General features: G+C 64.1%; 21 protein-coding genes. 12 read left to right on the forward strand and 9 right to left on the reverse strand.

The window, feature by feature from the left end; genetic code table 11:
• Positions 1–22: 22 nt before the first annotated feature.
• Both QTA58_RS01440 and QTA58_RS01445 read left to right on the forward strand, forming a co-directional pair.
• Positions 23–301 (forward strand): type II toxin-antitoxin system VapB family antitoxin, encoded by a 279-nt coding sequence (locus QTA58_RS01440; protein WP_289671427.1) that lies wholly within the window; start codon positions 23–25, stop codon positions 299–301.
• Positions 288–680 carry a type II toxin-antitoxin system VapC family toxin gene (locus QTA58_RS01445; protein WP_289671428.1) on the forward strand — a complete coding sequence of 131 codons (393 nt, stop codon included), beginning with the start codon at positions 288–290 and terminating at the stop codon, positions 678–680. Before QTA58_RS01440 ends, QTA58_RS01445 begins: the two co-directional genes overlap by 14 nt.
• 59 nt (positions 681–739) lie before the next feature.
• Here the strand turns inward: QTA58_RS01445 and QTA58_RS01450 are convergent, their stop codons facing one another.
• A complete protein-coding gene (locus QTA58_RS01450; protein ID WP_085422921.1) occupies positions 740–1,189 on the reverse strand; it encodes a DNA polymerase III subunit chi in 450 nt (149 codons plus the stop codon).
• Entirely contained in the window at positions 1,189–2,679 is a 1,491-nt protein-coding gene (locus QTA58_RS01455) for a leucyl aminopeptidase (RefSeq protein WP_289671429.1), read from the reverse strand. Before QTA58_RS01455 ends, QTA58_RS01450 begins: the two co-directional genes overlap by 1 nt.
• A 311-nt stretch (positions 2,680–2,990) precedes the next feature.
• On the opposite strand from QTA58_RS01455, the gene QTA58_RS01460 reads away from it, so the two are divergent.
• The 8 genes from QTA58_RS01460 to QTA58_RS01495 all read left to right on the forward strand — a co-directional run bounded on the left by QTA58_RS01460 (position 2,991) and on the right by QTA58_RS01495 (position 13,341).
• On the forward strand, positions 2,991–3,695 hold the full coding sequence (locus tag QTA58_RS01460; RefSeq protein WP_289673315.1) for a phosphatase PAP2 family protein: 705 nt from the start codon (positions 2,991–2,993) through the stop codon (positions 3,693–3,695).
• A gap of 112 nt (positions 3,696–3,807) precedes the next feature.
• Positions 3,808–4,983, forward strand: coding sequence for an LPS export ABC transporter permease LptF (lptF, locus tag QTA58_RS01465; protein ID WP_085422919.1), 1,176 nt, complete (start codon positions 3,808–3,810; stop codon positions 4,981–4,983).
• Positions 4,980–6,068, forward strand: a complete 1,089-nt coding sequence (gene lptG, locus QTA58_RS01470; RefSeq protein WP_085422918.1) for an LPS export ABC transporter permease LptG — start codon at positions 4,980–4,982, stop codon at positions 6,066–6,068. The genes lptF and lptG overlap by 4 nt, the downstream gene beginning before the upstream one ends.
• Positions 6,068–8,398 (forward strand): LPS-assembly protein LptD, encoded by a 2,331-nt coding sequence (locus QTA58_RS01475; RefSeq protein ID WP_085422917.1) that lies wholly within the window; start codon positions 6,068–6,070, stop codon positions 8,396–8,398. Before lptG ends, QTA58_RS01475 begins: the two co-directional genes overlap by 1 nt.
• Positions 8,399–8,534: 136 nt before the next feature.
• Positions 8,535–9,476, forward strand: a complete 942-nt coding sequence (locus tag QTA58_RS01480; protein WP_289671432.1) for a SurA N-terminal domain-containing protein — start codon at positions 8,535–8,537, stop codon at positions 9,474–9,476.
• A 14-nt stretch (positions 9,477–9,490) separates the two neighbouring features.
• A complete protein-coding gene (gene pdxA, locus QTA58_RS01485; protein WP_289671433.1) occupies positions 9,491–10,516 on the forward strand; it encodes a 4-hydroxythreonine-4-phosphate dehydrogenase PdxA in 1,026 nt (341 codons plus the stop codon).
• Positions 10,516–11,349 carry a 16S rRNA (adenine(1518)-N(6)/adenine(1519)-N(6))-dimethyltransferase RsmA gene (gene rsmA / locus QTA58_RS01490; protein ID WP_085422915.1) on the forward strand — a complete coding sequence of 278 codons (834 nt, stop codon included), beginning with the start codon at positions 10,516–10,518 and terminating at the stop codon, positions 11,347–11,349. Before pdxA ends, rsmA begins: the two co-directional genes overlap by 1 nt.
• A 231-nt stretch (positions 11,350–11,580) precedes the next feature.
• Positions 11,581–13,341: a penicillin-binding protein 2 gene (locus QTA58_RS01495; protein ID WP_289671435.1), complete on the forward strand. Its 1,761-nt coding sequence runs from the start codon at positions 11,581–11,583 to the stop codon at positions 13,339–13,341.
• 86 nt (positions 13,342–13,427) lie between these two features.
• On the opposite strand, the gene gmk is transcribed toward QTA58_RS01495, so the two are convergent.
• From gmk to fabD, 7 genes are all read right to left on the reverse strand, one after another.
• Positions 13,428–14,108, reverse strand: a complete 681-nt coding sequence (gene gmk, locus QTA58_RS01500; RefSeq protein ID WP_289671436.1) for a guanylate kinase — start codon at positions 14,106–14,108, stop codon at positions 13,428–13,430.
• A gap of 3 nt (positions 14,109–14,111) precedes the next feature.
• Positions 14,112–14,999, reverse strand: coding sequence for a YicC/YloC family endoribonuclease (locus tag QTA58_RS01505; RefSeq protein ID WP_085422912.1), 888 nt, complete (start codon positions 14,997–14,999; stop codon positions 14,112–14,114).
• A gap of 55 nt (positions 15,000–15,054) precedes the next feature.
• On the reverse strand, positions 15,055–16,251 hold the full coding sequence (gene mltG / locus QTA58_RS01510) for an endolytic transglycosylase MltG (protein ID WP_085422911.1): 1,197 nt from the start codon (positions 16,249–16,251) through the stop codon (positions 15,055–15,057).
• A gap of 124 nt (positions 16,252–16,375) precedes the next feature.
• Complete coding sequence (gene fabF, locus QTA58_RS01515; protein WP_085422910.1) at positions 16,376–17,638, reverse strand: beta-ketoacyl-ACP synthase II; 1,263 nt, start codon at positions 17,636–17,638, stop codon at positions 16,376–16,378.
• Between the two features lie 243 nt (positions 17,639–17,881).
• The gene (locus tag QTA58_RS01520) at positions 17,882–18,118 is read right to left on the reverse strand and encodes an acyl carrier protein (protein WP_003502080.1); all 237 of its coding nucleotides are present in this window, start codon (positions 18,116–18,118) and stop codon (positions 17,882–17,884) included.
• A 289-nt stretch (positions 18,119–18,407) separates the two neighbouring features.
• On the reverse strand, positions 18,408–19,145 hold the full coding sequence (gene fabG / locus QTA58_RS01525) for a 3-oxoacyl-[acyl-carrier-protein] reductase (protein ID WP_289671454.1): 738 nt from the start codon (positions 19,143–19,145) through the stop codon (positions 18,408–18,410).
• A gap of 113 nt (positions 19,146–19,258) precedes the next feature.
• Entirely contained in the window at positions 19,259–20,203 is a 945-nt protein-coding gene (gene fabD / locus QTA58_RS01530) for an ACP S-malonyltransferase (protein ID WP_289671455.1), read from the reverse strand.
• A 164-nt stretch (positions 20,204–20,367) separates the two neighbouring features.
• Here fabD and QTA58_RS01535 point away from each other — a divergent pair, with 164 nt between their 5' ends.
• Together QTA58_RS01535 and QTA58_RS01540 are read left to right on the forward strand one after the other, a co-directional pair.
• Positions 20,368–21,411 (forward strand): aldo/keto reductase, encoded by a 1,044-nt coding sequence (locus tag QTA58_RS01535; RefSeq protein WP_289671456.1) that lies wholly within the window; start codon positions 20,368–20,370, stop codon positions 21,409–21,411.
• Positions 21,412–21,671: 260 nt separating this feature from the next.
• Complete coding sequence (locus tag QTA58_RS01540; protein ID WP_289671458.1) at positions 21,672–23,726, forward strand: DEAD/DEAH box helicase; 2,055 nt, start codon at positions 21,672–21,674, stop codon at positions 23,724–23,726.
• Positions 23,727–24,060 lie beyond the last annotated feature (334 nt).

The following is a 24,060-nucleotide window of genomic DNA, read 5'->3' on the forward strand; positions in this document are numbered from 1 at the left end:
TGTATATTCACGAGGTGCCAAGATGCCCCTTTACGTTCGCGACGAACGCGTCAACCAGCTTGCCCAGCAGGCGCAGAAGATTCTGAAAGCGCCCACCAAGACGGATGCCATCCGGCAGGCCCTGGAGCGGGTGGTGGAAACGCCTTCCGAGACAGCGGTCAGAGAGAAAAAAGCGTCCCTGGAAGAGCGGATCGAGAGGTTGCGAGCCAAGTACGATATGCCGCCCTACGAGTCCCTGGAGCATCTCGACGAGAAGGCGTTCCTGGACGAGATGTGGGGCGATAACGATGTTCATCGATAGTTCGGCTCTCGTCGAAATCCTGTCTCTCGCTCCACGGCGCCAGAAGTTGCTCGAACGCCTTGCAGCAGCCTCCACGCCGTTATCCACCAGTGCGACCGTGATATACGAAACGAGCGTCGTGCTGGCGCGCGAGACGCGAAAAGACGTCGTCACCGCAAGGAATTTCGTACTGGAATTCCTTGACGAACTCGACGTGGAAGTCATTCCGATGACCCGCTCGACGGCGATCGCCGCCACCGACGCCTTCGCCCGCTACGGCAAGGGCCGGCATCCCGCCAAACTGAATTTCGGCGATTGCTTCAGCTATGCCGGCGCCAGGGAGGCAGGCACTCCCCTGCTCTATGTCGGCGAGGATTTCGCCCAAACGGACCTTGCCTGAACCGGAAGCACATCGCGTTTCGGTGTCGCAAACAGCCGGAGCACTTGGCGCGACATGCGTCAGGCCTTCTTCACCCAGCGACCGTCTTCCGACTGCTGCCAATAGGTCAGCGTGTGTCCTTCTCCCTTCAGCCTCTTCCACTGGGCGCGGGCACCTTCGAGCTGGGCTGCGTCGTAGCCGTCGAACATGAAGACGATCCGCTCATAGTCGGCCACCGGCGGCGGCTCGGCGCCGTCCACCAGAAACCGCACGTTCGCGCCGTTGCGGTTTTCGGCGTCGGCGGTCAGCAGCACGGGCTGGGCGTCGGCCATCGGCGCGGCGTCCGTGCCGTGCGGAAGGAAACTGTCCTCGCGGAAGGTCCACAGATGCGCGTCGAGAAAATCCCGCCGCGCTTCCGCATTCGTCTGCACGACCACCTTCCAGCCGCGCTCGACGCTTTTTTCCAAAAGCGCCGGCAGGGCGTCCTCGAGCTTGGACTCGGTCAGATGGTAGAAGAGAATTTCCGTCATCAGCCCTCGTAATGCGCGCGAACCAGTTCGTCCAGCAGGCGCACGCCGTAGCCCGAGCCCCAGGACTGGTTGATCTCGCTGGCAGGCGAATTCATCGCCGTCCCGGCGATGTCGAGATGCGCCCAGGGCGTTTCGCCGACAAAGCGCTTCAAAAGCTGGGCGGCGGTGATCGAACCGGCGTAGCGCCCGCCGGTGTTCTTCATGTCGGCGAACTTGGAATCGATCATCTTGTCGTAGTCCTTGCCGAGCGGCATGCGCCACAGGCGCTCGCCCGTCACCTCGCCGACCGACGTCAGCTGGCCGGCGAGCGTGTCGTCGTTGGAAAACAGGCCGGCATGCAGGTTGCCGAGCGCCACCATGATCGCGCCCGTCAGCGTCGCGAGGTTGATCATGAAGCGCGGCTTGAAGCGCTCGTTGCAGTAAAAGAGCGCATCGGCGAGCACGAGCCGGCCTTCCGCATCGGTGTTGATGATCTCGATCGTCTGGCCCGACATGGTGGTGACGATATCGCCGGGGCGCTGCGCATTGCCGTCCGGCATGTTCTCGACAAGGCCGATGATGCCGACGACATTGGCCTTCGCCTTGCGGGCGGCGAGGGTGTGGATGAGCCCGGTGACGGCGGCGGCGCCGCCCATATCCCCCTTCATGTCCTCCATGCCGGCGCCGGGCTTGATGGAAATGCCGCCGGTGTCAAAGACCACCCCCTTGCCGATGAAGGCGACCGGCGCATCCTTCGCCTTGCCGCCCTTCCAGTGCATGACGGCAAGCCGCGGCGGCCGGACAGAGCCCTGCGCTACGCCGAGCAGCGCGCCCATGCCGAGCTTCCTCATTTCCTTCTCGGTCAATATCTCCACCTCGACGCCGAGCTTTTCGAGCTCCTTCGCCTTGTCGGCGAATTCGACCGGGCCGAGCGCGTTCGGCGGCAGGTTGACGAGGTCGCGCGCCAGGAGGACGCCGCCGGCGATCGCTTCCGATTCGGAAAAGGCCTTCCTGGCGGCCGCATGCGCGGCGGTGACGATCGTCACCTTCACCGCCTTCGGAGCCTTGTCCTCGTCATCGCCCTTCTTCGTCTTGTAGGCGTCGAAACTATAGGCACGCAGCAGCATGCCGAGCGCGAAACCGGCGGCCTCGGCGCCGCCGACCGTCAAGCCCGGGACATCCAGGTAAATCGCCACTTTGGTCATCGACCTGACGCAGGCCGCCGCAACGCCGCCCGCCTTCAGCCAGTCGTGGGCCGTCAGGGCCTCCGCCTTGCCGAGGCCCAGCACCACGAGCCGGTCTGCCGGCGAACCCTGCGGCGCGATGACGTCGAGCGTCGTCATGGGCTTGCCGGAGAATTTGCCGATCTCGGAGGCTCTCGCGACGATGCCTGCCGGATCGGCTTCCGCCGCCCCCGCCGCCGGCCCGTCGCCGGCAAGCTTGAGCTGAATGGCAAGCCCGCCCTCGAGCTTGGCGGATTTGGCGAAGGAGATATCGAATTTCAGGGACATTGCGACTCCAGAAGGCTTTTCGAGACGAACGGCGATCATCGCGGTTTCGGCAGCGAACGCAAGGGAAAGAGAAAGCGCCGCAATCACGATGAGTTCTGACACACGGATGACATGCCGCCGACACGAGTCCATCAAACGTCCTTCACACTGCCATGCGAAGCAAGTGCCGCCCCGGGTTCCATTCCGGCCCGGGCGCTTCATCAGGCTCATCAGGCACCCGTTCGATGTCGTATGCTCCATCCGTTCTTGAGGGTCGGCCCCGGACCGCGAGGCAGTTCTTTTCGAGCCCTTCAGGGTTGTTCGTCGTGCTGATGGGGACATGGTGGCTGCTGCTCGCGATATTCCACGCCTTCCCGCAGCTCGATCTGTGGACGGCGGACGCCTTCTTCATCGAAGCGGCGTGCGGCAGCCCGTCCGGCGCGGTGCGGATTTGCGGCAGCTTTCCCTACGGGACGCAAGCGGCCTTCATCGCCCTCCGGCGCATTCTCTTCTATCTGCCCGCCGTGGCCGCGCTTTGTCTCCTCTATCTTCTCATCGCCAATCTCCAGCATCACGGCGTCACCTATTGCCGGCGCAAGACGCGCGACTGTTCGGTTGCGCTGACGGCCTTTCTGCTCGGCCCCCTGTTTCTGGTGAACATGATCCTGAAGGAGGTTTCCGACCGTCCGCGCCCCCATCAGACCGATCTCTTCGGCGGCGGGAATGTTTTCATGCCGGCCGGCGACTTCCGGGGCGCCTGCGACGGCAACTGTTCCTTCATCTCCGGAGAGGCCGCCGGCGCGGGGTGGCTCGCCTGTCTGATCGTGCTTCTGCCGAAGCCGCTCCGCCCGGCGCTCGGCCCGCCGCTGATCGCCATATCGCTCATCTCGCCGGCGCTGAGAGCATCCTTCGGCGGCCACTACCTGTCCGACGTGACGCTCGGCTGGCTGTCGTCGCTGGTGGTCTATGCGGGGGTGGCGGCATGTTTCGAAATGTCACAGCCGCGAAGAAAACTGAATCCGCAAACAAATTTGTGACGCGGGCCCTGTCGCAAACCCCGCGCCAATCGCTTAGATAAGCGCGACCGTCATCGGTGGGCGACAATTGCGGTTCCCTCGGGATGACAGAAATGCAAGACGTCTAGGCCGGATGAAGCTTCTCGAACGCTACATATTGCGCCGGATCTTTCAGATGTTTCTGGTGACGCTCCTGCCGGTGCTCACCATCATCTGGACCATCCAGGTGCTCGGACGCATCAACCTGGTCACGGATACGGGCCAGTCGATGGGTTCGTTCGCGACGCTTGCCACCTATATCCTGCCCACCATCATTCCCGTCGTCGTGCCCTTTGCGCTGGTCATCGGCATCACCCAGACGCTGACGGCGATGAACAACGATTCGGAGCTGCCGGTCATCGACGCCGCCGGCGCCACCCGCAGCATCATCTACCGGCCGGTGCTGATGCTCGGCATCGCGCTCAGCCTGTTCTCCTTCCTGGTGACGAACTTCGTCGAGCCGCCGTCGCGCGTCGCCGCGCGCCAGATGGTCGCCGCGGCCTATGCGGACCTGCTCTCCTCGGTGATCGAGGAAAAGACCTTCCGCAGCATCGAGAACGGGCTCTACGTGCAGATCTCGGAACGTCATTCCGGCCGCATCCTGAAGGGCCTGTTCGTCGTCGACTACCGCGACCCGAATTTCGACCTGATCTATTACGCCCGCGAGGGATCGATCGACGAAAGCGGCACGTCGCTGACCATGCGCGACGGCGAGGTGCACCGCAAAGCCGCCGACGGGCGCATCTCGATCATCAAGTTCGTCTCCTACGCCTTCGACCTTTCAGCCATGGCGAAATCGGAAGGCGGACTGCCGCAATATTCCACCGACCGCAGCCTCGCCTTCCTGCTGAACCCGGACCCCAACGATCCGGTCTACCAGAAGTCGCCGCACGCCTATCGCGCCGAGCTTCACCGCCGCCTGTCGGACTGGCTTTACCCCATGGCCTTCGCGCTGATCTCGCTGGTCATTGCCGGCAACACCCGGTCGCACCGGCAGCTGCGCGTGCATCCGATGGTCTATGCGCTGTTCCTCGCCTTCATCATCCGCTGGCTCGGCTTCTCGGCGACCAATCTCGTCGAGCGCAATCCGCTCTATGCGCCGCTCCCCTATGCGGTTCCAATCGTCAGTTCGCTGATCGCGCTCTACCTTCTCGCCACCAACAGGCATTTCTCGACGCCCGCCTTCCTCACCCGCGGCATTTCGCGCCTGACGAGCAGCGTGCAGCGGCGCCTCGATCCCAAGCCCAGCTCGGGCGGAGGTGGGGCATGATCTTCTCGACGCTCGGGCGGTATTTCTTCCGCCGCTATATCGTCACCGCGTTCTGGTTCATGCTCGGCGTCAGCGCCATCATCTTTCTCGCCGATTTCAGCGAGACGAGCCGGCGCATGTCGGGTTTCGTCGGGTACAGCGTCTCCGGCGGGCTCCTGATGACAGCCATGCGCGTGCCGTCCATCCTGCAGCAGGTCATCCCGACGCTGAGCCTGTTCATCGGCATGACGGTGCTGATCGCGCTCAACCGGCGCTACGAACTGGTGGTGACGCGGGCGGCCGGCATTTCCGTCTGGCAGTTCGTCTCCCCGTTCATCGCCGGCGCCTTCCTGATCGGCCTTGCCACGCTTCTCGTCATCAATCCGCTCGCCGCCTGGGGGCAGCGCGAATCAGCCTCTCTGGAGGCGAACTGGCGCGAGGCGAGCAACCGCAGCCGCCCGTCCAAGTTCGTACCGTGGATCCGCCAGATCAGCGGCGACGACGATACGATCATCGGCGCCAAGAGTTACCAGGAGAACGGGACCTTCCTCGTCGACGTGGTCGTGTTCCACTTCGACAAGGACGGCCGCGTCATCATGCGGCAGGATGCCAAGACCGCAAAGTTGGAAGATGGTTACTGGCTGCTTAACAACGTCCTGGAAAATCGGCCGGGCGAAATTCCGGCGCGTCGCGAGACTGCACAGGTTCGCACCAACTTGAAGCAGGAATATATCCAGGAAAGCCTGGCGCAGCCTGAAACCGTTGCGTTTTTTGATCTTTCCAGAAAAATCGAGGTCGGCAAATCCTTCGGCATATCTACAAAGGCACTCGAGACGCAGTATCACTCCATGCTCTCCCTGCCGGTCCTTCTCGTCGCCATGACTCTCATTGCTGCAACAGTCTCGTTAAAATTCAGCCGGTTCGCCCAGTCCCGGTCGGTGATTCTGGGTGGAATAGTTTCCGGCTTCGTGCTTTATGTCGTCACGGTGCTTGTCAAAGCATTCGGGAGCAGCGGGGCGATTCCGCCTCTCGTGGCGGTCTGGATTCCAGTCATCGTCGCGACGGCGTTGGGGACGACGATTCTGCTTCACCAGGAGGATGGCTAGTGGCGGTAAGTGACCGCAAAAACATAAGACGGCTCGCCGCCGCCCTGTTGACAGGTGTGTCTGTATGCGTTCTCGGCGTATCGGCAACGACAGTGCATGCGCAAAGCCTGGTACCCGCGCCCGCAGCGGGGGATGACGCCAAGCTTCTCTTGCGCGCCAACGAACTCGTCTACAATCAGGATGCCCAGCAGGTCACCGCCACAGGTGGCGTGCAGATGTATTACAACCGCTACCGCATGGTGGCGCAGCGCGTGCAGTACGACCAGCGCACCGGCCGCGTCATGGCGACCGGCAATATCGAGCTGATCGAGCCCGGCGGAACCCGCGTCTATGCGGACGAACTCGACATCACCGACGATTTCGGCGAAGGCTTCCTGAACGCGCTTCGCGTCGAGACGACCGACAATACACGCCTGGCGGCGGAAAGCGCCGAGCGCCAGCAGGGCGACCTGATGGTGCTCAACAACACCGTCTACACCGCCTGCCTTCCCTGCACCCGCACGCCGGGCAAGGCGCCGCTCTGGCAGGTCAAGGCCGAACGCGTCATCCGCAACGGCCAGACCCACACGATCCGCCTGGAAAACGCTCAGTTCGAACTCTTCGGACTGCCGATCGGCAGGCTGCCCTTCGCCATCGAGGTGCCGGACGAGACGGTCGAGCGCAAGTCCGGCCTCCTCTTCCCGCGCTTCAGCGCCAGCGACAATCTCGGCTTCGGCGTGACGGTGCCCTATTACCATGTCTTCTCGCCAAGCATGGATGCCACGATCAGCCCGACCTACTATTCGACCCAGGGCCTGCTGATCGAGGGAGAGGTCCGCAACAGGTTCGACAACGGCGAGCATACGTTCCGTTTCGCCGGCATCCACCAGCAGGACACCGGCGTATTCAATTCCGGGACCAGCGACCGGGAATCCGAGAACCGCTTCATGGTCGCCTCCAAGGGCGAGTTCCAGATCAATCCCCGCTGGACCTTCGGCTGGAACGTCATGGCCCAGACCGACAACAACTTCTCGCGGACCTACAACCTCGAAGGTGTCGACAACGAGATATTCACCAACGACGTCTACCTGACGGGCCTCGGGACGCGGAACTATTTCGACCTGCACGGCTACTACTTCAACGTCCAGGACGACGCGGACGAAAACACGCGCGAGAGGCAGCAGGCGGTCGTCTATCCCTCGCTCGACTACAGCTATTATGCGCCGGAGCCGATCCTCGGCGGCGAGTTCTCGGTCACCGCCAACTTCACCAATCTCTCCCGCCGGGAGGACGACTGGTATCACGAGGGCACGACCGACCGCTTCCCGGGCCTCGAAGGCAGCTACAGCCGCTTCACCGCGGAAGCGGAATGGAAGCGCACCTTCAACACGTTCGACGGCCTGCTTCTGACGCCGATCCTCGCCGCCCGCGGCGACGGCATCAGGACGACGAGCTCGGGCACGCCCGGCGTCTATCTCGGCGACCTCGAGGAAGGCGGCAGTGGCCGGTACATGGTCACCGCCGGGCTCGAAGCCCGCTACCCGGTCCTGCTCACCACCGAAAACAGCAGCCATATCATCGAACCGATCGCCCAGATCTTCGTCCGTCCCGACGAACAGATGGCCGGAAGCCTGCCGAACGAGGATGCCCAGAGCTTCGTCTTCGACGCGACCACGCTTTTCGAGCGCGACAAGTTCTCGGGCTTCGACCGCGTCGAAGGCGGCACGCGCGCCAATGTCGGCCTGCGCTATACCGGCTCGTTCGCGAACGGCATCGGCGTGAGGGGCATTTTCGGCCAGTCCTACCAGATCGCCGGAAGAAATTCCTTCGCCACCGAGGACCTGGTGCAGGCGGGCGCCAATTCAGGTCTCGAAACGCGGGTTTCCGACTATGTCGCGATGGCCGCCATCGACCTGCCGCAGGGCTTCACGATCGCCGCCAACACCCGCTTCGACGAGAAGACCTTGGCGGTGAAGCGCACCGACCTCTCGTTCGGCTACACAACGCCCCGCCTCAGCGGCACGCTCGTCTACACCCAGGTCGATCCGCAGCCGCAATACGGCTCGGAAGACGCGACCGACGTGCTCAAGCACTCGATGTCCTTCCGGATCAACGAGAACTGGTCGCTCGCCGGCACCGCCACCTGGGACCTCACCGAGAACGACGTGATCCGCCGCGGCATCGGCATCAGCTATGCGGACGAGTGCACGATCTTCACGCTTGCCTATACGGACAAGCCCTCGGACACGGCAGCCAACGACTGGACCGTCAGCGCACGCCTGAGCTTCCGCACGCTCGGCGACATCAATATCGGCTCGACGACGGATTACGACCAGGATTACCGGTACTGACGGCGACCGCCCGATCGGGCGGTCGTCATCGTTTCGCCGCAAGAATTGTGCAAGCGGGCGCAAATAGAGTAAGAGAAAGGCGAGGCCGGCGGGGTTCGGGTTGAGAACCCACCGGGGCGGGAAAGGAATTGGTATCATGTTTGCAATGACCGCAACACGCAGGCTGGCGCTGGCTGTGGCCGTCCTGGCCGCTTCCGTCGTCGTCCAGCCGGTCGTCCAGCAGGCCCAGGCCGCCAGCGAGATCGCAGCCGTCGTCAACAGGACGCCGATCACCAGCACGGACGTGGCGCGACGCGCCGCCTTCCTGAGGCTGCAGCGCCAGAAATCCGATACCAAGACGGCCCGCGAGGCGATGGTGGACGAGATCCTGAAACGCCAGGAGATCGCCCGCGTGAAGATGTCGGTCAGCACCGAAGACGTCGATCAAGCCTTCCAGCGCTTCTCCGCCAGCAACAAGATGACGCCGCAGCAGATGGGCCAGGTCCTCGACCGGGCCGGCGTCGGCGTCGAGCATTTCAAGAACTACATCGCCGTGCAGATGAGCTGGCCGCGCCTGGTCAACGCCCGCTACGGCGGCGCCCGCGGCCGCATGTCGAGCCAGGAGCTCGTCACCCGCATGATGGAAAACAAGGAAAAGCCGGTCACCACCGAGTATTTCCTGCAGCAGATCATTTTCGTCGTGCCCGCCTCCAAGCGCAACGCGATCCTCGGTAAACGCCAGCAGGAGGCAAATGCCTCCCGCTCGAAATTCCCGGGCTGCGACCAGTCCAAGCAGTTCGCGGCGACGATGCTCGACGTCTCGGTCCGCAACCTCGGCCGCGTCCTCGCCCCGGAACTGCCGGACGAATGGAAGCCGCTGATCGAAAAGGCCTCGGGCGGCACCACGGCGACCCGCGTCACCGACCGCGGCGTCGAGTTCCTGGCGATCTGCAACCAGCGCCAGGTTTCCGACGACTTCGCCGCCGAAGTGGTCTTCCGCGCCGAGGACCTCACCAAGGCGCAGAAGGAAGGCGCGAACCCGAACGAGAAGAAATATCTCGACGAACTGCGCGGCAAGGCCCAGATCGACTACCGCTGACAACCGGAGTGCCCATGCCGCTTGATCGTCCGCTTGACCGCCCCTTGGCGCTGACCCAGGGCGATCCCGCCGGCATCGGCCCCGACATCACGCTCGCCGCCTGGGCGGCGCGCGAGAAATATGGCCTGCCGCCCTTCCTTTTCCTCGGCGATCCCGCCGTGCTGAAATCCCGTGCCGCGCTGCTCGGCATCGACGTGCCGATCCGGGAAGCGGACGCGGAAAGCGCCGTTTCCACCTTTGCGGACGCCCTGCCCGTCCTGCCCGTCCCGGCCGGCGTGGAGGTCGCCGTCGGCGAGCCGCATGCGGCGACCGCGAGGGGCACGATCGGCGCGATCGAGAAGGCCGTTTCCCTGTGCTTCGAAGGCAGGGCCGCCGCAGTCGTCACCAATCCGATCGCCAAGTCGATCCTCTATCAGGCCGGTTTCGGCTTTCCCGGCCACACCGAATTCCTGGCCGATCTCGCCGAGAAGGCGACGGGCACGAAGGTCCTGCCGGTGATGATGCTTGCCGGTCCGAAGCTGAGAGCCATCCCGGTCACCATCCATATCCCTCTGAAGGACGTGCCGGCGGCGCTGACCGAGGCGCTGATCGCCGAGACCTGCCGGATCACCCATCACGATCTCAAGACCCGTTTCGGCATCGAGAAGCCGCGGCTCGCGGTCGCCGGGCTCAACCCGCATGCGGGCGAGGACGGCGCGATCGGCCGGGAGGACCAGGACGTCATCCACCCGGCGATCTTCAAGCTGCGCGCCGAGGGCATCCACGTCTTCGGGCCGCTTCCCGCCGACACCATGTTCCACGACGAGGCGCGCGCCCGCTACGACGCGGCGATCTGCATGTATCACGACCAGGCGCTGATCCCCGCCAAGGCGCTCGGCTTCGACACGTCCGTCAACGTCACGCTCGGCCTGCCCTTCATCCGCACCTCGCCGGACCACGGCACGGCCTTCGGCATCGCCGGCCAGGGGGTCGCCCGCGAGACGAGCCTCGTCGAGGCGATCAGGCTCGCCGGCGAGCTGGCGTCGAAGGCTACGGCATAATGGCGACGCTCGACGGCCTGCCGCCGCTGCGCGACGTCATCCAGCGCCACGGGCTCGATGCACGAAAGGCGCTCGGACAGAATTTCCTGCTCGACCTCAACCTCACGCAGAAGATCGCCCGCAGCGCCGGAGCGCTCGACGGCGTTACCGTGATCGAGGTCGGCCCCGGCCCCGGCGGGCTCACCCGCGCGATCCTGTCGCTCGGCGCGAAGAAGCTCATCGCCATCGAGCGGGACAGCCGCTGCCTGCCGGCGCTCGAAGAGATCGGCGAACATTATCCCGGCCGGCTCGAGGTGATCGAAGGCGATGCGCTGAAGACCGATTTTGCTGATCTCGCCGGGCAAGGCCCCGTCAAGATCATCGCCAACCTGCCCTACAACGTCGGCACGCAACTGCTGATCAACTGGCTGCTGCCGGAAGACGGAACATGGCCGCCCTTCTGGGAAAGCCTGACGCTGATGTTCCAGAAGGAAGTGGGGCTGCGCATCGTGGCGGACGAGGACGACGACCATTACGGGCGGCTCGGCGTGCTCGCCGGCTGGCGGACGGAGGCGCGCATGGTCTTCGACGTGCCGCCGCAGGCCTTCACGCCGCCGCCGAAGGTCACCTCGACGGTCGTGCACCTGACGCCGCGGGAAAATCCCCTGCCCTGTGACGTGAACAAGCTGGAGCGCGTCACCCACGCCGCTTTCGGCCAGCGCCGGAAAATGCTGCGCCAGAGCCTGAAGCCGCTCGGCGGAGAGACCCTGCTCGGCAAGGCCGGCATCGATCCGCAAAGGCGGGCCGAGACGCTGTCGGTGGAAGAGTTCGTGCGGCTGGCGAACTGCCTGTGAGACCGCGAGGCGCGACAGCGCCTCTCAGCAACGGTCCGTGTCAAAAGCCGGTTAAACGTTCGCCGGTGATTTAGCGCAATTTTAATTGTATATTAATGCAACTTTAAACGTCTTCCACGGCACGCCCACTCTCCTGTTGGCTTTCGATCCGGCTACGTGCAGGCTTCAACCCGGCGGCTGGCAGGCTGCCTCACTTCGCCTTTTGCTGGTCTATTCGTGGATTTGTTCGGGATGATCTCCTTTATCGTCCGGCTCAGAAGCCGTGCGCATTTTGTCGTGACGAGTGGTCGCACCGCGAAAAGCGGGGCTTTCATCGGCATCAATGCGCACCGCAGAAGTCGAACAAGGCAGCGGCTCGGGATCATCATCACCGCGTTCCTCGCGGTTTATCTGGTGATCGGCACGCGTCTCGTCCAATACGGTCTCGCCGGACCTGTGGTGACGGGATCGTTCGGCGGCGGCGCCCCTACCGCCGCATCCCGCCCGGACATCGTCGACCGCAACGGGAAACTGCTGGCGACCGATCTCAACATGGTATCCCTCTATGCCGATCCCCGCCGCATCGTGGATGCCGACGAAGTCGTGGAAAAGCTCGCGGACGTCATTCCCAATCTCGATTGGAGCGAAACGCACAAGAAATTGCGCTCCGGCACGGCGTTCCAATGGTTGCGGCGACAACTGACCCCAAGGCAACAGGCCGATATTCTCGCCCTTGGCATTCCCGGCATCGGCTTCAGGCCGGAAAAGCGCCGGTTCTATCCCGGCGGCGTCACCGCATCCCACATCGTTGGTCATGTGAATGTGGACAACCAGGGCCTTGCGGGGATGGAACGGTATCTGGACCAGCAGGGCCTCGCAGATCTTCGCCTGGTTGGTCTCACCAGCGCCGCGCCCCTGGAACCCGTGAGACTGTCGATCGATCTTCGCGTCCAGAGCATTGTCCGCGAGGTCGTCGCGAACGCGATGACCGCCTACAGGGCCGAAGCCGCCGGCGCGGTGATCCTCGATGTCGAGACCGGCGAGGTGCTGGCCATGGCATCGGTGCCCGATTACGACCCGAACCAGCCCTCCCGGACATTGCCCGACGGCAGCGTGGACAAGGAATACGAAAAAGGCTGGTTCAATCGGATGAGCAACGCGACATTCGAAATGGGGTCCACGTTCAAGAGCTTCACCCTGGCCATGGGGCTGGACGAAAGCAAGATCACTCTGAATTCGGTTGTCGACGCTTCCCGGCCAATACGCATGGGAGGCTTCACGATCAAAGATTTTCGCGGAAAGAACAGGCCGCTCAGCATCCCGGAGGTTTTCCAGTATTCATCGAATATCGGCACCGCGGCGGTTGCGGATAAAGTAGGGATCGAGGGACATCAGCAATTCCTCACGAAGCTCGGGCTCCTGTCGAGAATGGAAACCGAGATGCCCGGCGTGGCGACGCCAACCCAGCCGCGGGCCTGGAAGAAGATCAATTCGGTCACCATTTCGTTCGGCCACGGGGTAGCGACCACCCCCCTGCAAACCGCCGTTGCAGCCGCGTCGCTCATCAATGGCGGAAACCTGATCGCTCCGACCTTCCTCCCCCGCTCCCCGGAGGAGGCGAAATCGGTTTCCCGCACAGTCATAAAGGAAACGACGAGCGCGGACATGCGCTATCTCTTCACCTGGAACGGGATCAAGGGTTCCGGCCGTGGTGCGCAGGTCGAGGGCTTCAACGTAGGCGGCAAGACGGGCACCGCCGACAAGGTGATCAACGGGCGATACGCTAAAGACATCAATTTCAATGCGTTCGTGGCAGCCTTTCCAATGGACAAGCCCAAATACATCGTGCTTTCCATCATCGATGCACCGACGACGGGAGAACATGGAGGCCGGACGGCAGCCTCGACCGCCGCTCCCATGATCAAGCAGATCATCAGCCGAACGGCGCCTCTCCTCGGCGTGCAGCCCCGATTCGGCTCTCCGGAGGCACAATATCCTCTGGTGAATTATTAGATCAGGCCGGAAATCCAAGCATCCCGTCGGCTGGCCCGGGAGCTGGATTGCTCGGACCAGTCAAATTCGCCGTCCGGGCCACCGCCTCAGAGCTTCGGCTCTTCCGTCAGCAGGCTTTCGACGAAATCGAACAGGCCGTGGCGGCGGTCGCGGCGGACGCGCTCGGCGTTGACGATGCAGCTCACGTTGCGGAAGGCTTCATCGAGATCGTCGTTGACGATGACATAGTCGTATTCGCGCCATCGCTCGATCTCGGCCCGGGAATTCAGGAGCCGCGTGCGGATGACCTCCTCGCTGTCCTCAGCGCGCCGGTGCAGGCGCGATTGCAGCTCGGTCATGGTCGGCGGCAGCACGAAGATCGACACGACATCCGCCTTCATCTTCTCTTGCAACTGCAACGCGCCCTGCCAGTCGATGTCGAACAGCATGTCACGCCCCTCGGCCATGGCGGCCTCCACCGGCTCGCGGGGCGTACCGTAGAAATTGCCGTGCACCTCGGCCCATTCCAGAAGATCACCGGCATCCCGCATTCTCTCGAACTGCGGCACGGTGATGAAATGGTAGTGCTTGCCGGCGATCTCGCTCGGCCGCTTGGCCCGCGTCGTCACGCTGACGGAAATCTCCAGACTGTGGTCGTCCCTGAGCAGGTTGCCGGCGATCGTCGACTTGCCGGCGCCCGAAGGGGACGAGAGAACCAACATCAGCCCGCGCCGGGCGATCTTCACGGGCGGGGACGGCTTGCCCTCGGACAATTGGGCCGGGCTCATGACCTACTCCAGATTCTGGACCTGTTCGCGGAACTGGTCGATAACGACTTTCAATTCGATACCGGCTGCGGTTACAGCAGCCGAATTCGATTTGGAACAGATCGTATTCGATTCCCGGTTAAATTCCTGTGCAAGGAAATCCAGCCTGCGGCCCACCGGCCCGCCCTTGTCGATGAGCTCGCCGGCGGCGGCGACATGCGCCCTCAGCCGGTCGATTTCCTCGCGCAGATCCGCCTTGGTGGCCAGCAGCGCCGCTTCCGCATGCAGCCGGTCCCGGTCGAGCGTCGGCGCCTCCTGCAGCAGCGCCGCAAGCTGGAGGGAAAGCCGCTTTGCGATCTCCTCCGGCTGGCGGGAAGGATCGGCCTCCACCACCTCGGCCAGTTCGGCGATACGGGCGACCTGCCCCTTCAGCACCGCGGCAAGCGCCGCGCCCTCGCCCTCGCGCATCCGCCCGAGACGGACGAGCGCCTCGCTTAGGCCGGCGAGGATCGCGGCATCGCGGGCGGCGATCGCCTCCTCGTCCTCTTCCGGCTCGCGGATGTCGACAAGCCCCCGGATGCCGAGCAGCGTATCGAGCCGCAGCGGCGACGGATCGACGAGATCGCCGAGCTCCTCGCGCAGCGCCAGCACCGCGGCCAGCGCTTCGCGGTTCAGCACCGCCTCCACCTTGGTCTCGGTGACGGTCAGGCTGAGGGTCGCCTGCAGGTTGCCGCGGGAGAATTTTTCCGAGATCAGCCGGCGGACGTCCGGTTCAAGCCGTTCGAGGCCCGACGGCAGGCGCAGCCGGATATCCAGACCCTTGCCGTTCACCGAGCGCAGTTCCCATGCAAAGCGATTGCGCCCGCTCGACCCTTCGCTGCGGGCAAAACCGGTCATGGACTGCAGGGTCATCGACGTCTCCAGATAATGTTCAGGCCGCTGCCGCGCTTTGAGGAGAGAAGGCGTGTCAATTGCTCGTCGGCGGCTTTTCCGCCTCTTCACCGTCCGGCTGGCCATCGACGACGGCCTCCGGATTGGCGGCGCGGTCGGCTTCTATCCTGCGCCAACGGCGGACATTGGCATTGTGTTCCTCCAGCGTCGCGGCAAAGACATGGCCGCCGGTGCCGTCGGCCACGAAGTAGAGGTCCTTGGTGCGCCAGGGATTGGCGACGGCCTCCAGCGCCGCGCGGCCGGGATTGGAGATCGGCGTCGGCGGCAGGCCCTTGATCTGGTAGGTGTTGTAGGGCGTCTGCTTGGCGAGGTCGGACTTGAAGATCGGCCGGTCGGAGGGTTTGCCGTCGCCTCCGAAAATGCCGTAGACGATCGTCGGGTCCGATTGCAGGCGCATGCCCCGCTGGAGCCGGTTGATGAAGACCGAAGCCACATGGGCGCGCTCGTCTTCCTTGCCGGTCTCCTTCTCGACGATCGAGGCGAGCACGACGAATTCTTCCTTCGTCTTGATCGGCAGGTCCGGATCGCGGCGCTCCCAGATCTGGTCGATCATCTTCTGTTGCGCCACGCGCATCTGCTGGATGATGTCGGCCCGCTTGCTGCCGCGCGAGAACTTGTAGGTGTCGGGGCGCAGGCTCCCCTCCGGCGGCAGTTCGGCCGGCAGATCGCCTTCGAGCACCGGATCTTCCGCCAGCCGCAGCATCATCTGCTTGACGGTCAGCCCTTCGGGCAGGACGACGGAATAGAGGATCGATTTACCCGATTCGATAAGCTCCATGATGTCCTTCATGGAGGCGCGGGCCTTGATCTCGTATTCGCCCGCCTTCAGCGTCTCGCCGTCGCGCAGGTAGCTCGCCGTCACATAGCGGAAGATGCGGGCATCGGAAATGACGCCGTTGCGCTCGAGGTTGTTGGCGATCTCCGCCACGCCCGCGCCGGGACGCACCGTGAAATGGGTGTTGGCCTCCAGCGGACCCGGATCCTGGAAGCTGGAAATCATGTAATAGAAGCCGGCGACCGCGGCCACGCAGATGACGACGACCATCGTCATCACGAAATTCAGGAAGATGACGAGCTGGCTGCGCGCCTTCTTCGAACGCCGCGGGGGCTCGGGCACACGCTCCGGCTTCAGGGCCTCGTTCGGCGATTTCGGGATGATCGGCCCCCTGCCATTGCCGGGCGGCTGCTCACTCACAGGATTCGTATCGCTCAACCACGCCCCCTAGATTCGTTGCTTTTGCCCGCTGTTTGGCCAAGCAATGCGGCAAAAAACAGGTCCAGCAGATGATACGAACTCGCTTCGCGAGTCCAGTCGTCATTCCGGCCACGGCGTTCAATTATGCGTCGTACCGGCGCAGCACGAGGGAGGCGTTGGTGCCGCCGAAACCGAAGGAGTTGGACAGCGCCACGTTGATCTCGCGCTTGCGCGCCTTGTGCGGCACAAGGTCGATCGCCGTTTCGACGTCGGGATTGTCGAGGTTCAGCGTCGGCGGCGCGATGTTGTCGCGGATCGCCAGCGTCGAGAAGATCGCCTCGACCGCCCCGGCAGCCCCCAGGAGATGGCCGATCGCCGACTTCGTCGACGACATCGAGATCTTCGAAGCGGCATTGCCGACGAGGCGCTCGACCGCGCCGAGCTCGATCGTGTCGGCCATGGTCGACGTGCCGTGAGCGTTGATGTAGTCGATATCGGAAGCCGCGATGCCGGCCCGCTTCAGGGCCGCGGACATGCAGCGGTAGGCGCCCTCGCCGTCTTCCGACGGCGCGGTGATGTGGAAGGCGTCGCCGGAAAGCCCGTAGCCGACGACTTCGGCGTAAATCTTGGCGCCGCGCGCCTTGGCGTGCTCCAACTCTTCGAGGACGACGATGCCGGCGCCCTCGCCCATGACGAAACCGTCGCGGTCGCGGTCGTAGGGACGCGAAGCCTTCTGGGGCTCGTCGTTATGCTGGGTGGAAAGCGCCTTGCAGGCGGCGAAGCCCGCCAGCGAGATGCGGCAGATCGGCGATTCCGCGCCGCCGGCGACCATCACGTCGGCGTCGCCGAGCGCGATGAGGCGCGCCGCGTCGCCGATCGCATGCGCGCCGGTGGAACAGGCCGTGACGACGGCGTGGTTCGGACCGCGCAGCTTGTGGCGGATCGACACCTGGCCGGAGACCAGGTTGATCAGGCGGCCGGGGATGAAGAAGGGCGAAATGCGGCGCGGCCCCTTGTCGCGCAGCGTGTAGCCCGCCTCGACGATGCCTTCGAGGCCGCCGATGCCCGAGCCGATCAGCACGCCGGTGGCGATCTGGTCGTCATCGGTCTGCGGATGCCAGCCGGCATCCTCGAGCGCCATGTCGGCGGCGGCCATGCCGTAGATGATGAAGGGATCGACCTTGCGCTGTTCCTTCGGCTCCATCCAGTCGTCGGGATTGAAGGTGCCTTCGGAGCCGTCGCCGGTCGGAATGCGGCAGGCGATCTTGGCCGGCAGGTCCTCGACCTCGAATTCCGTCACCAGGCGGGCGGCATTCTTGCCGGCGAGCAGGCGCTGCCAGCTCACTTCCGTTCCGCATCCAAGAGGAGATACCATACCGGTACCGGTGATAACGACCCGTCTCATCGCCAGCGTTCCACCCTGCATTTTCTCATGTTTAGAACGTATCTCACCTTAGAGCGCCGTGCGTCCGAAGGGACGCGCAAAGGACGCTCTAACTTATTGAATCTACGCATCGTGCTTACCGAAAATCGATTCCGATTTTCGGGCCGATGCTGTAGGCCCCGACCCTAAGTGCTGAAACGGCCCGTGCGAGCGGGCCGTTTTCGGGATCTGCCGTCAAGGCTTTATCCCAATCTATCGCGTCGATCAGGCCTGGGCCTTCTCGATGAACTTCACGGCATCGCCGACGGTCAGAATGGAATCGGCAGCGTCGTCCGGGATTTCAACGCCGAACTCTTCCTCGAAAGCCATGACCAGTTCGACGGTGTCGAGCGAGTCAGCGCCAAGATCGTCGATGAAGCTGGCGCCTTCGACGACTTTGTCGGCATCGACGCCGAGATGGTCAATAACAATTTTCTTCACGCGTTCTGCGATATCGCTCATGTCGGTTTCCTCGACCTTTTGTCTTAATCGGATGCCCAAGCGGCATCCGCATCCCTGTTAGAACCCGCAACCGCCGCCGTCTCGACGCCGATGCCGGCAAACCCGTTCGCCCCTTGTCAGGTTCCAGCCATGTCGCAGTCACGCAATATGACGGCCTGCATTCCGGGGTGACCATTCACAGTCATTGGCCCGCTTAACACGGTTTCAGTGTTCCGCAAAGCCAGAATTTGTTCCATCTCACAGCCGCCAACAACCGATTGCAACGCACTTCGAGATGCCGTTTGGCGGATCAGATCATTGCCATGCCGCCGTTGACGTGAATCGTCTGGCCCGTGACGTAACCCGCCTCGTCGGAGGCAAGATAGAGGACCGCGGCGGCGATGTCGGCACCGGCGCCCATGCGCTTCATCGGGATCGCCCCGAGGATCGCTTCCTTCTGCTTGTCGTTCAGCTTGCCGGTCATGGCGCTTTCGATGAAGCCCGGCGCCACGCAGTTGACCGTCACGTTGCGGGTGGCGATCTCCTGGGCGAGCGACTTGGAGAAGCCGATCATGCCGGCCTTTGAGGCGCAGTAGTTCGCCTGGCCCGGGTTGCCGGTGACGCCGACGACGGAGGTGATGTTGATGATGCGGCCGTGGCGGCGGCGCATCATCGGATGGGTGAGCTCGCGCGTCAGGCGGAAGACGGCCGTCAGGTTCACTTCGAGCACCGAATCCCAGTCCTCGTCGCTCATGCGCACGAAGAGGCCGTCCTTGGTGATGCCGGCGTTGTTGACGAGGATGTCGACGCCTCCGAGCTCGGCTTCGGCCTTCTCGCCGAGCGCCTTGACCTCGGCGCGATCGGAGAGATTGGCCGGGAAGATCTTCACCCGATCGCCGAGCTCGGCGGCCAGCGCCTCCAGCTTCTCGACGCGCGTGCCGTGCAGGCCGACCACGGCGCCCTGCCTGTGCAGCATCCTTGCGATCTCTTCGCCGAGCCCGCCGGTTGCGCCCGTCACCAGTGCCTTGCGGCCGGTCAAATCAAACATGATGTCGTCCTCTTTTTAGAGCGAATAGCGAATAGCGAATAGCGAATGATTTTCATCGCATCATCGCAGGCTCTTTCTATTCGCTACTCCCTATTCCCTATTCGCTATTCCCATCAGCCAACAATGGCGGCGAGCGCCGCGTCGATATCGGCCGGCGTATTGACGGCAATGCCGGAAATATCCTTGTCGATGCGGCGGGCAAGGCCGGTCAGCACCTTTCCCGAACCGATCTCGTAGAGCGTCGTCACGCCATTGGCGCCGAACCATTCGACCGTCTCGCGCCAGCGCACCTGGCCGGTCACCTGGGTGACGAGCAGCTTGGCGATCTCGTCGGCGTCATAGGCCGGGGCGGCGCGCACGTTGGCGATCACCGGGACGACCGGGTTCTTCTTTTCCACCTTGTCCAGCGCGTGGCGCATGGCGTCGGCCGCCGGCGCCATCAGGTCGCTGTGGAAGGGGGCGGAGACCGGCAGCATGATGGCGCGCTTGGCACCCTTTTCCGTCGCCAGCGCCGCTGCCTTCTCGACCGCCGCCCTGGAGCCGGAAATGACGAGCTGACCGCCGCCGTTGTCGTTGGCGATCTGGCAGACGCCGACGTCGCGGGCCTCTGCGCAGACGGCTTCCACGTCGCCATGCTCCAGGCCGATGATCGCCGCCATGGCGCCCTGCCCGACCGGCACCGCCGTCTGCATGGCATCGCCGCGAATGCGCAGCAACCGCGCCGTGTCGGCGAGCGAGAAGGTTCCGGCCGCACAGAGCGCGGAATATTCGCCGAGCGAATGGCCCGCGACATAGGCGACCTTGTCGACAAGGCTCAGGCCGCGGGCTTCGAGCACGCGGATCGCGGCAAGCGAAACGGCCATCAGCGCCGGCTGCGCATTAGCGGTCAGCGTCAGCGTCTCTTCCGGTCCGTTCCACATGATGTCGGAGAGTTTCTGGCCGAGCGCCTCGTCGACCGCGGCAAAAACCGCACGGGCCTCCGGAAAGGCGTCCGCCAGATCCTTGCCCATGCCGACGGCCTGGCTGCCCTGGCCCGGGAACGTGAATGCGATGCTCATGGGATATGTCCTTCCCTCATGCTTTGCGCCTCTCCATTCACATTTGGGCATCCCGAGTCAAGGAAGCACCCCCGCAAAACCGCTGAAAAGCCTGGATATTGCCTCTTGCGCTGCAGCAAATCCCGCTTAAAGTCCCGGACGCATTTCAGACGGGACCTCATTTCATGAAATATAAGAGACTCGGCCGCACGGAACTCTCCGTGTCGGAAATCTGCCTCGGCACCATGACCTGGGGCACGCAGAATACGGAAGCGGAAGCCCATGAGCAGATGGATTATGCTTTCGAGAACGGCATCAACTTCTTCGACACGGCCGAACTCTATCCGACCACGCCGGTGGGCCCGGAGACATATGGCCGGACGGAAGAGATCATCGGCACCTGGCTGAAGAAAGGCGGCAGGCGCAAGGACCTCGTCCTCGCCTCGAAGATCGCCGGCAGCGGCCGGCCGCATATCCGTGGCGGGCGCGGCATCGACGCGACGACCATCCGCGAGGCGCTCGACGCCAGCCTGAAGCGCCTGCAGACCGACTATCTCGATCTCTACCAGATCCATTGGCCGAACCGGGGCACCTATCATTTCCGCAATTCCTGGACCTTCGACGCGACGACGCAGGATCGCGAGAAGGTGGCAGAAGAAATCGCCGAAATCCTCGAAACGCTGGGCGGGCTGGTCAAAGACGGCAAGATCCGCGCCGCCGGCCTTTCCAACGAAAGCGCCTGGGGCACGCTGAAATACCTGCGCCTCTCCGAAGAGAAGGGTCTGCCGCGCGTCGCCTCGATCCAGAACGAGTACAACCTCCTCTACCGGCAGTTCGACCTCGACCTTGCGGAAGTCGCCCATCACGAGGATGTCGGACTGTTGGCCTATTCGCCGCTCGCCGCCGGCATCCTGACCGGCAAGTACCGGAACGGCGCCCGCCCCGCAGGGTCTCGCGCGACGATCAACAAGGACCTCGGCGGACGCCTGCAGCCGCTGCAGGAGCCGGCGGTGAAGGCGTATGCCGAGGTGGCGGCGCAGCACGGCCTGGACCTGGCGCAGATGGCGCTCGCCTTCTGCCTCTCGCGGCCCTTCATGACGTCCGTCATCATCGGCGCGACATCGATGGCGCAGCTGAGGACCGATACGGCCGCAGCGGGCCTGAAGCTTTCGGACGAGGCGATGAAAGACATCGCAGAAGTCTACCGGCGATATCCGATGACGCTGTGAGCGGACGGCGCCTATGCGAAAACCGTGCCGGGAGCCTTGCTCCGGCACGCCGGCAATCCGGAGGCGAGCCCGGTGCCATTCCTTTGCCCGACGGGCGCCCCTCAGAGCCCTCCGCCGCAGCCGGGCCTGCAGGCCTGAGCGGCCATGATCGCCGCGGATTTTGACATTTGCCTTCGGACTGAGTAGGACCCGGCGCAATGTGCGGCCGCGATCCTTGCGGCCACGGCGCACGCGCGCCAGGAAATCCGAAAGACCGACAGATGACCGATTACAACGGCGCCCTCCCGGCGATCGCCAAGGCGTTGGAGAAACGCGGCTACGCAACCCTGACCCCGGTTCAGAAGGCGATGCTCGATCCCGCCCTCGTCGGGTCCGATGCGCTCGTTTCGGCGCAGACCGGCTCGGGCAAGACGGTCGCCTTCGGGCTTGCCATGGCTCCCACCCTCCTCGGCGGAGAGGAAAAGTTCCGCCGGGCCGGCAGCCCGCTCGCGCTCGTCATCGCGCCGACCCGCGAACTCGCGCTGCAGGTCAAGCGCGAGCTCGAATGGCTCTACGAGATGACCGGCGCGATAATCGCGAGCTGCGTCGGCGGCATGGATATCCGCAGCGAGCGCCGGGCGCTGGAGCGCGGCGCCCATATCGTCGTCGGCACGCCCGGCCGTCTCTGCGACCACATCCGCCGCAATGCGCTCGACATGTCGGAGATCAAAGTCGCCATATTGGACGAGGCGGACGAGATGCTCGATCTCGGTTTCCGCGAGGATCTGGAATTCATCCTCGAATCCGCTCCCGACGCCCGGCGGACGCTGATGTTCTCGGCAACCGTGCCGGCGGCGATCGCCAAGCTCGCCAGGAGCTATCAGCGGGACGCGGTGCGCATCTCGACGGCGGCGGAGGAAAAGCAGCATGTCGATATCGAATACCGCGCGCTGGTCGTCGCACCGGCCGACCGCGAGAATGCGATCATCAACGTGCTCCGCTATTACGAAGCGACCAATGCGATCGTGTTCTGCTCGACCCGCGCGGCCGTGAACCATCTGACCGCGCGTTTCAACAACCGCAATTTCTCCGTCGTCGCGCTGTCCGGCGAGCTGACCCAGAACGAGCGCACCCATGCGCTGCAGGCGATGCGCGACGGCCGCGCCCGGGTCTGCATCGCGACCGACGTCGCCGCCCGCGGCATCGACCTGCCCGGTCTCGACCTCGTCATCCACGCGGACCTGCCGACCAATTCGGAAACCCTGCTTCACCGCAGCGGCCGGACAGGACGTGCCGGCCGCAAGGGCATCAGCGCGCTGATCGTGCCGGTCAACCAGCGCCGCAAGGCCGAGCGCCTGCTGTTCGGCGCGAGCATCGAGCCCACCTGGGCCCGCCCGCCTTCGGCCGAAGAGGTCATCCGCCGCGACGAGGAGCGCCTGCTCGCCGACCCGATCTTCGAAGAGGCCGCACGCGACGGGGACGAAGAGGCGCTGGTCGCGAAACTCGTCGCCCGATATGGCGCCGAAAAGCTCGCCACCGCCTTTGTCGGCCTCTACCGCGGCAGGAATTCCGCCCCCGAAGACATCGTCGAAGTGTCGCTCGACGGCAGCCGCAAGCCGCGCGAGGGCGGACGCGGCAATGCCCGTGACGGAGGGGACCCGGCTTCCCGGCCGCTGACGCCGCGCGGCGATTTCGGCCCGGCCGCCTGGTTCTCGCTCTCCGTCGGCCGGAAGCAGCGCGCCGAGCCGCGCTGGCTCATCCCGACAATCTGCCGCAACGGCGACCTGACGAAGAACGAGATCGGCGCGATCAAGATGCAGGCCGACGAGACCTTCGTGGAGATCGCCGCCGACCATGCCGACCGCTTCCTGCAGAAGCTCGGCAAGGACCGGATGATGGAACGCGGCATCCGCGTGACGCGACTCGACGGTGCACCGGATTTCAGCAAGTTCTCCCGTGGGAAGGACGAGGACGGTTTTGCCCGCCGAGAAGGTCCGCGCATGGACAAGCCCTGGAAAGAGAAGTCTTTCAAGGATGGCCCCCGCAAGGAATGGCAGGGGAAGGGCAAGCTCAGCGGCGAAAAAGCCCGCGGCAAGGCCGACGAGGGGCGGCGCCTCGACGACGCGGTCTGGGGCGACGCCAAGCCGAAGGGCAAAGCCAAGCCCGCCGGGGCCGGAAACCGCGATGCGCGGAGCTTCGACAAACCATTCCGCGAGAAGCCTTTCGGCAAGGGCGGCGCCGACAAGCCCTTCAACAAGCCCTTCAAGAAGAAGGACAAGCCCAAGAGCAACGGCCCGAAATCGGGCGGCAAGGCGAATTTCGAACGGCGGAAGTAACGCCGGCGAACGGCAGGCGGCGAGGCCCGAACCGTCGCCCCTGCCATCGCCAGAACCAGAAATGAACCGCGCGCCGGCTTTCCCCTTGCCTTCTTCCCAAAAATCCGTATAAGGCGCGCTGTTCGAAATGCCCGGTCTTCTGGCTGGTGGCTGAACGGAGGGCAGGCTCGCGAAAGCGGGCCGCAGGGACCAAAGGGTCCAAGCCTCCCGTGTCTCCGCTCTCGACCGTCTCGATCAAACAACTTTTCTTGCTTGGCTTTCGAAGCCTCTCAGGAGCAGTCGTTGAGGCTTAGCCGCCGAGGTCCGGGTCAAGACAACCGCAAGAAAAGGCAAA

The sequence above is a fragment of the Neorhizobium sp. CSC1952 genome (assembly GCF_030378245.1).
Taxonomy (GTDB): Bacteria; Pseudomonadota; Alphaproteobacteria; order Rhizobiales; family Rhizobiaceae; genus Neorhizobium; species Neorhizobium oryzae_A.

Coding starts and splice junctions, on each gene's coding strand:
- QTA58_RS01440 (WP_289671427.1), top strand. CDS start 23: ATGCCCCTTTACGTTCGCGACGAACGCGTCAACCAGCTTGCCCAGCAG.
- QTA58_RS01445 (WP_289671428.1), top strand. CDS start 288: ATGTTCATCGATAGTTCGGCTCTCGTCGAAATCCTGTCTCTCGCTCCA.
- QTA58_RS01450 (WP_085422921.1), bottom strand. CDS start 1,189: ATGACGGAAATTCTCTTCTACCATCTGACCGAGTCCAAGCTCGAGGAC.
- QTA58_RS01455 (WP_289671429.1), bottom strand. CDS start 2,679: ATGTCCCTGAAATTCGATATCTCCTTCGCCAAATCCGCCAAGCTCGAG.
- QTA58_RS01460 (WP_289673315.1), top strand. CDS start 2,991: ATGGGGACATGGTGGCTGCTGCTCGCGATATTCCACGCCTTCCCGCAG.
- lptF (WP_085422919.1), top strand. CDS start 3,808: ATGAAGCTTCTCGAACGCTACATATTGCGCCGGATCTTTCAGATGTTT.
- lptG (WP_085422918.1), top strand. CDS start 4,980: ATGATCTTCTCGACGCTCGGGCGGTATTTCTTCCGCCGCTATATCGTC.
- QTA58_RS01480 (WP_289671432.1), top strand. CDS start 8,535: ATGTTTGCAATGACCGCAACACGCAGGCTGGCGCTGGCTGTGGCCGTC.
- pdxA (WP_289671433.1), top strand. CDS start 9,491: ATGCCGCTTGATCGTCCGCTTGACCGCCCCTTGGCGCTGACCCAGGGC.
- rsmA (WP_085422915.1), top strand. CDS start 10,516: ATGGCGACGCTCGACGGCCTGCCGCCGCTGCGCGACGTCATCCAGCGC.
- QTA58_RS01495 (WP_289671435.1), top strand. CDS start 11,581: ATGATCTCCTTTATCGTCCGGCTCAGAAGCCGTGCGCATTTTGTCGTG.
- gmk (WP_289671436.1), bottom strand. CDS start 14,108: ATGAGCCCGGCCCAATTGTCCGAGGGCAAGCCGTCCCCGCCCGTGAAG.
- QTA58_RS01505 (WP_085422912.1), bottom strand. CDS start 14,999: ATGACCCTGCAGTCCATGACCGGTTTTGCCCGCAGCGAAGGGTCGAGC.
- fabF (WP_085422910.1), bottom strand. CDS start 17,638: ATGAGACGGGTCGTTATCACCGGTACCGGTATGGTATCTCCTCTTGGA.
- QTA58_RS01520 (WP_003502080.1), bottom strand. CDS start 18,118: ATGAGCGATATCGCAGAACGCGTGAAGAAAATTGTTATTGACCATCTC.
- fabG (WP_289671454.1), bottom strand. CDS start 19,145: ATGTTTGATTTGACCGGCCGCAAGGCACTGGTGACGGGCGCAACCGGC.
- fabD (WP_289671455.1), bottom strand. CDS start 20,203: ATGAGCATCGCATTCACGTTCCCGGGCCAGGGCAGCCAGGCCGTCGGC.
- QTA58_RS01535 (WP_289671456.1), top strand. CDS start 20,368: ATGAAATATAAGAGACTCGGCCGCACGGAACTCTCCGTGTCGGAAATC.
- QTA58_RS01540 (WP_289671458.1), top strand. CDS start 21,672: ATGACCGATTACAACGGCGCCCTCCCGGCGATCGCCAAGGCGTTGGAG.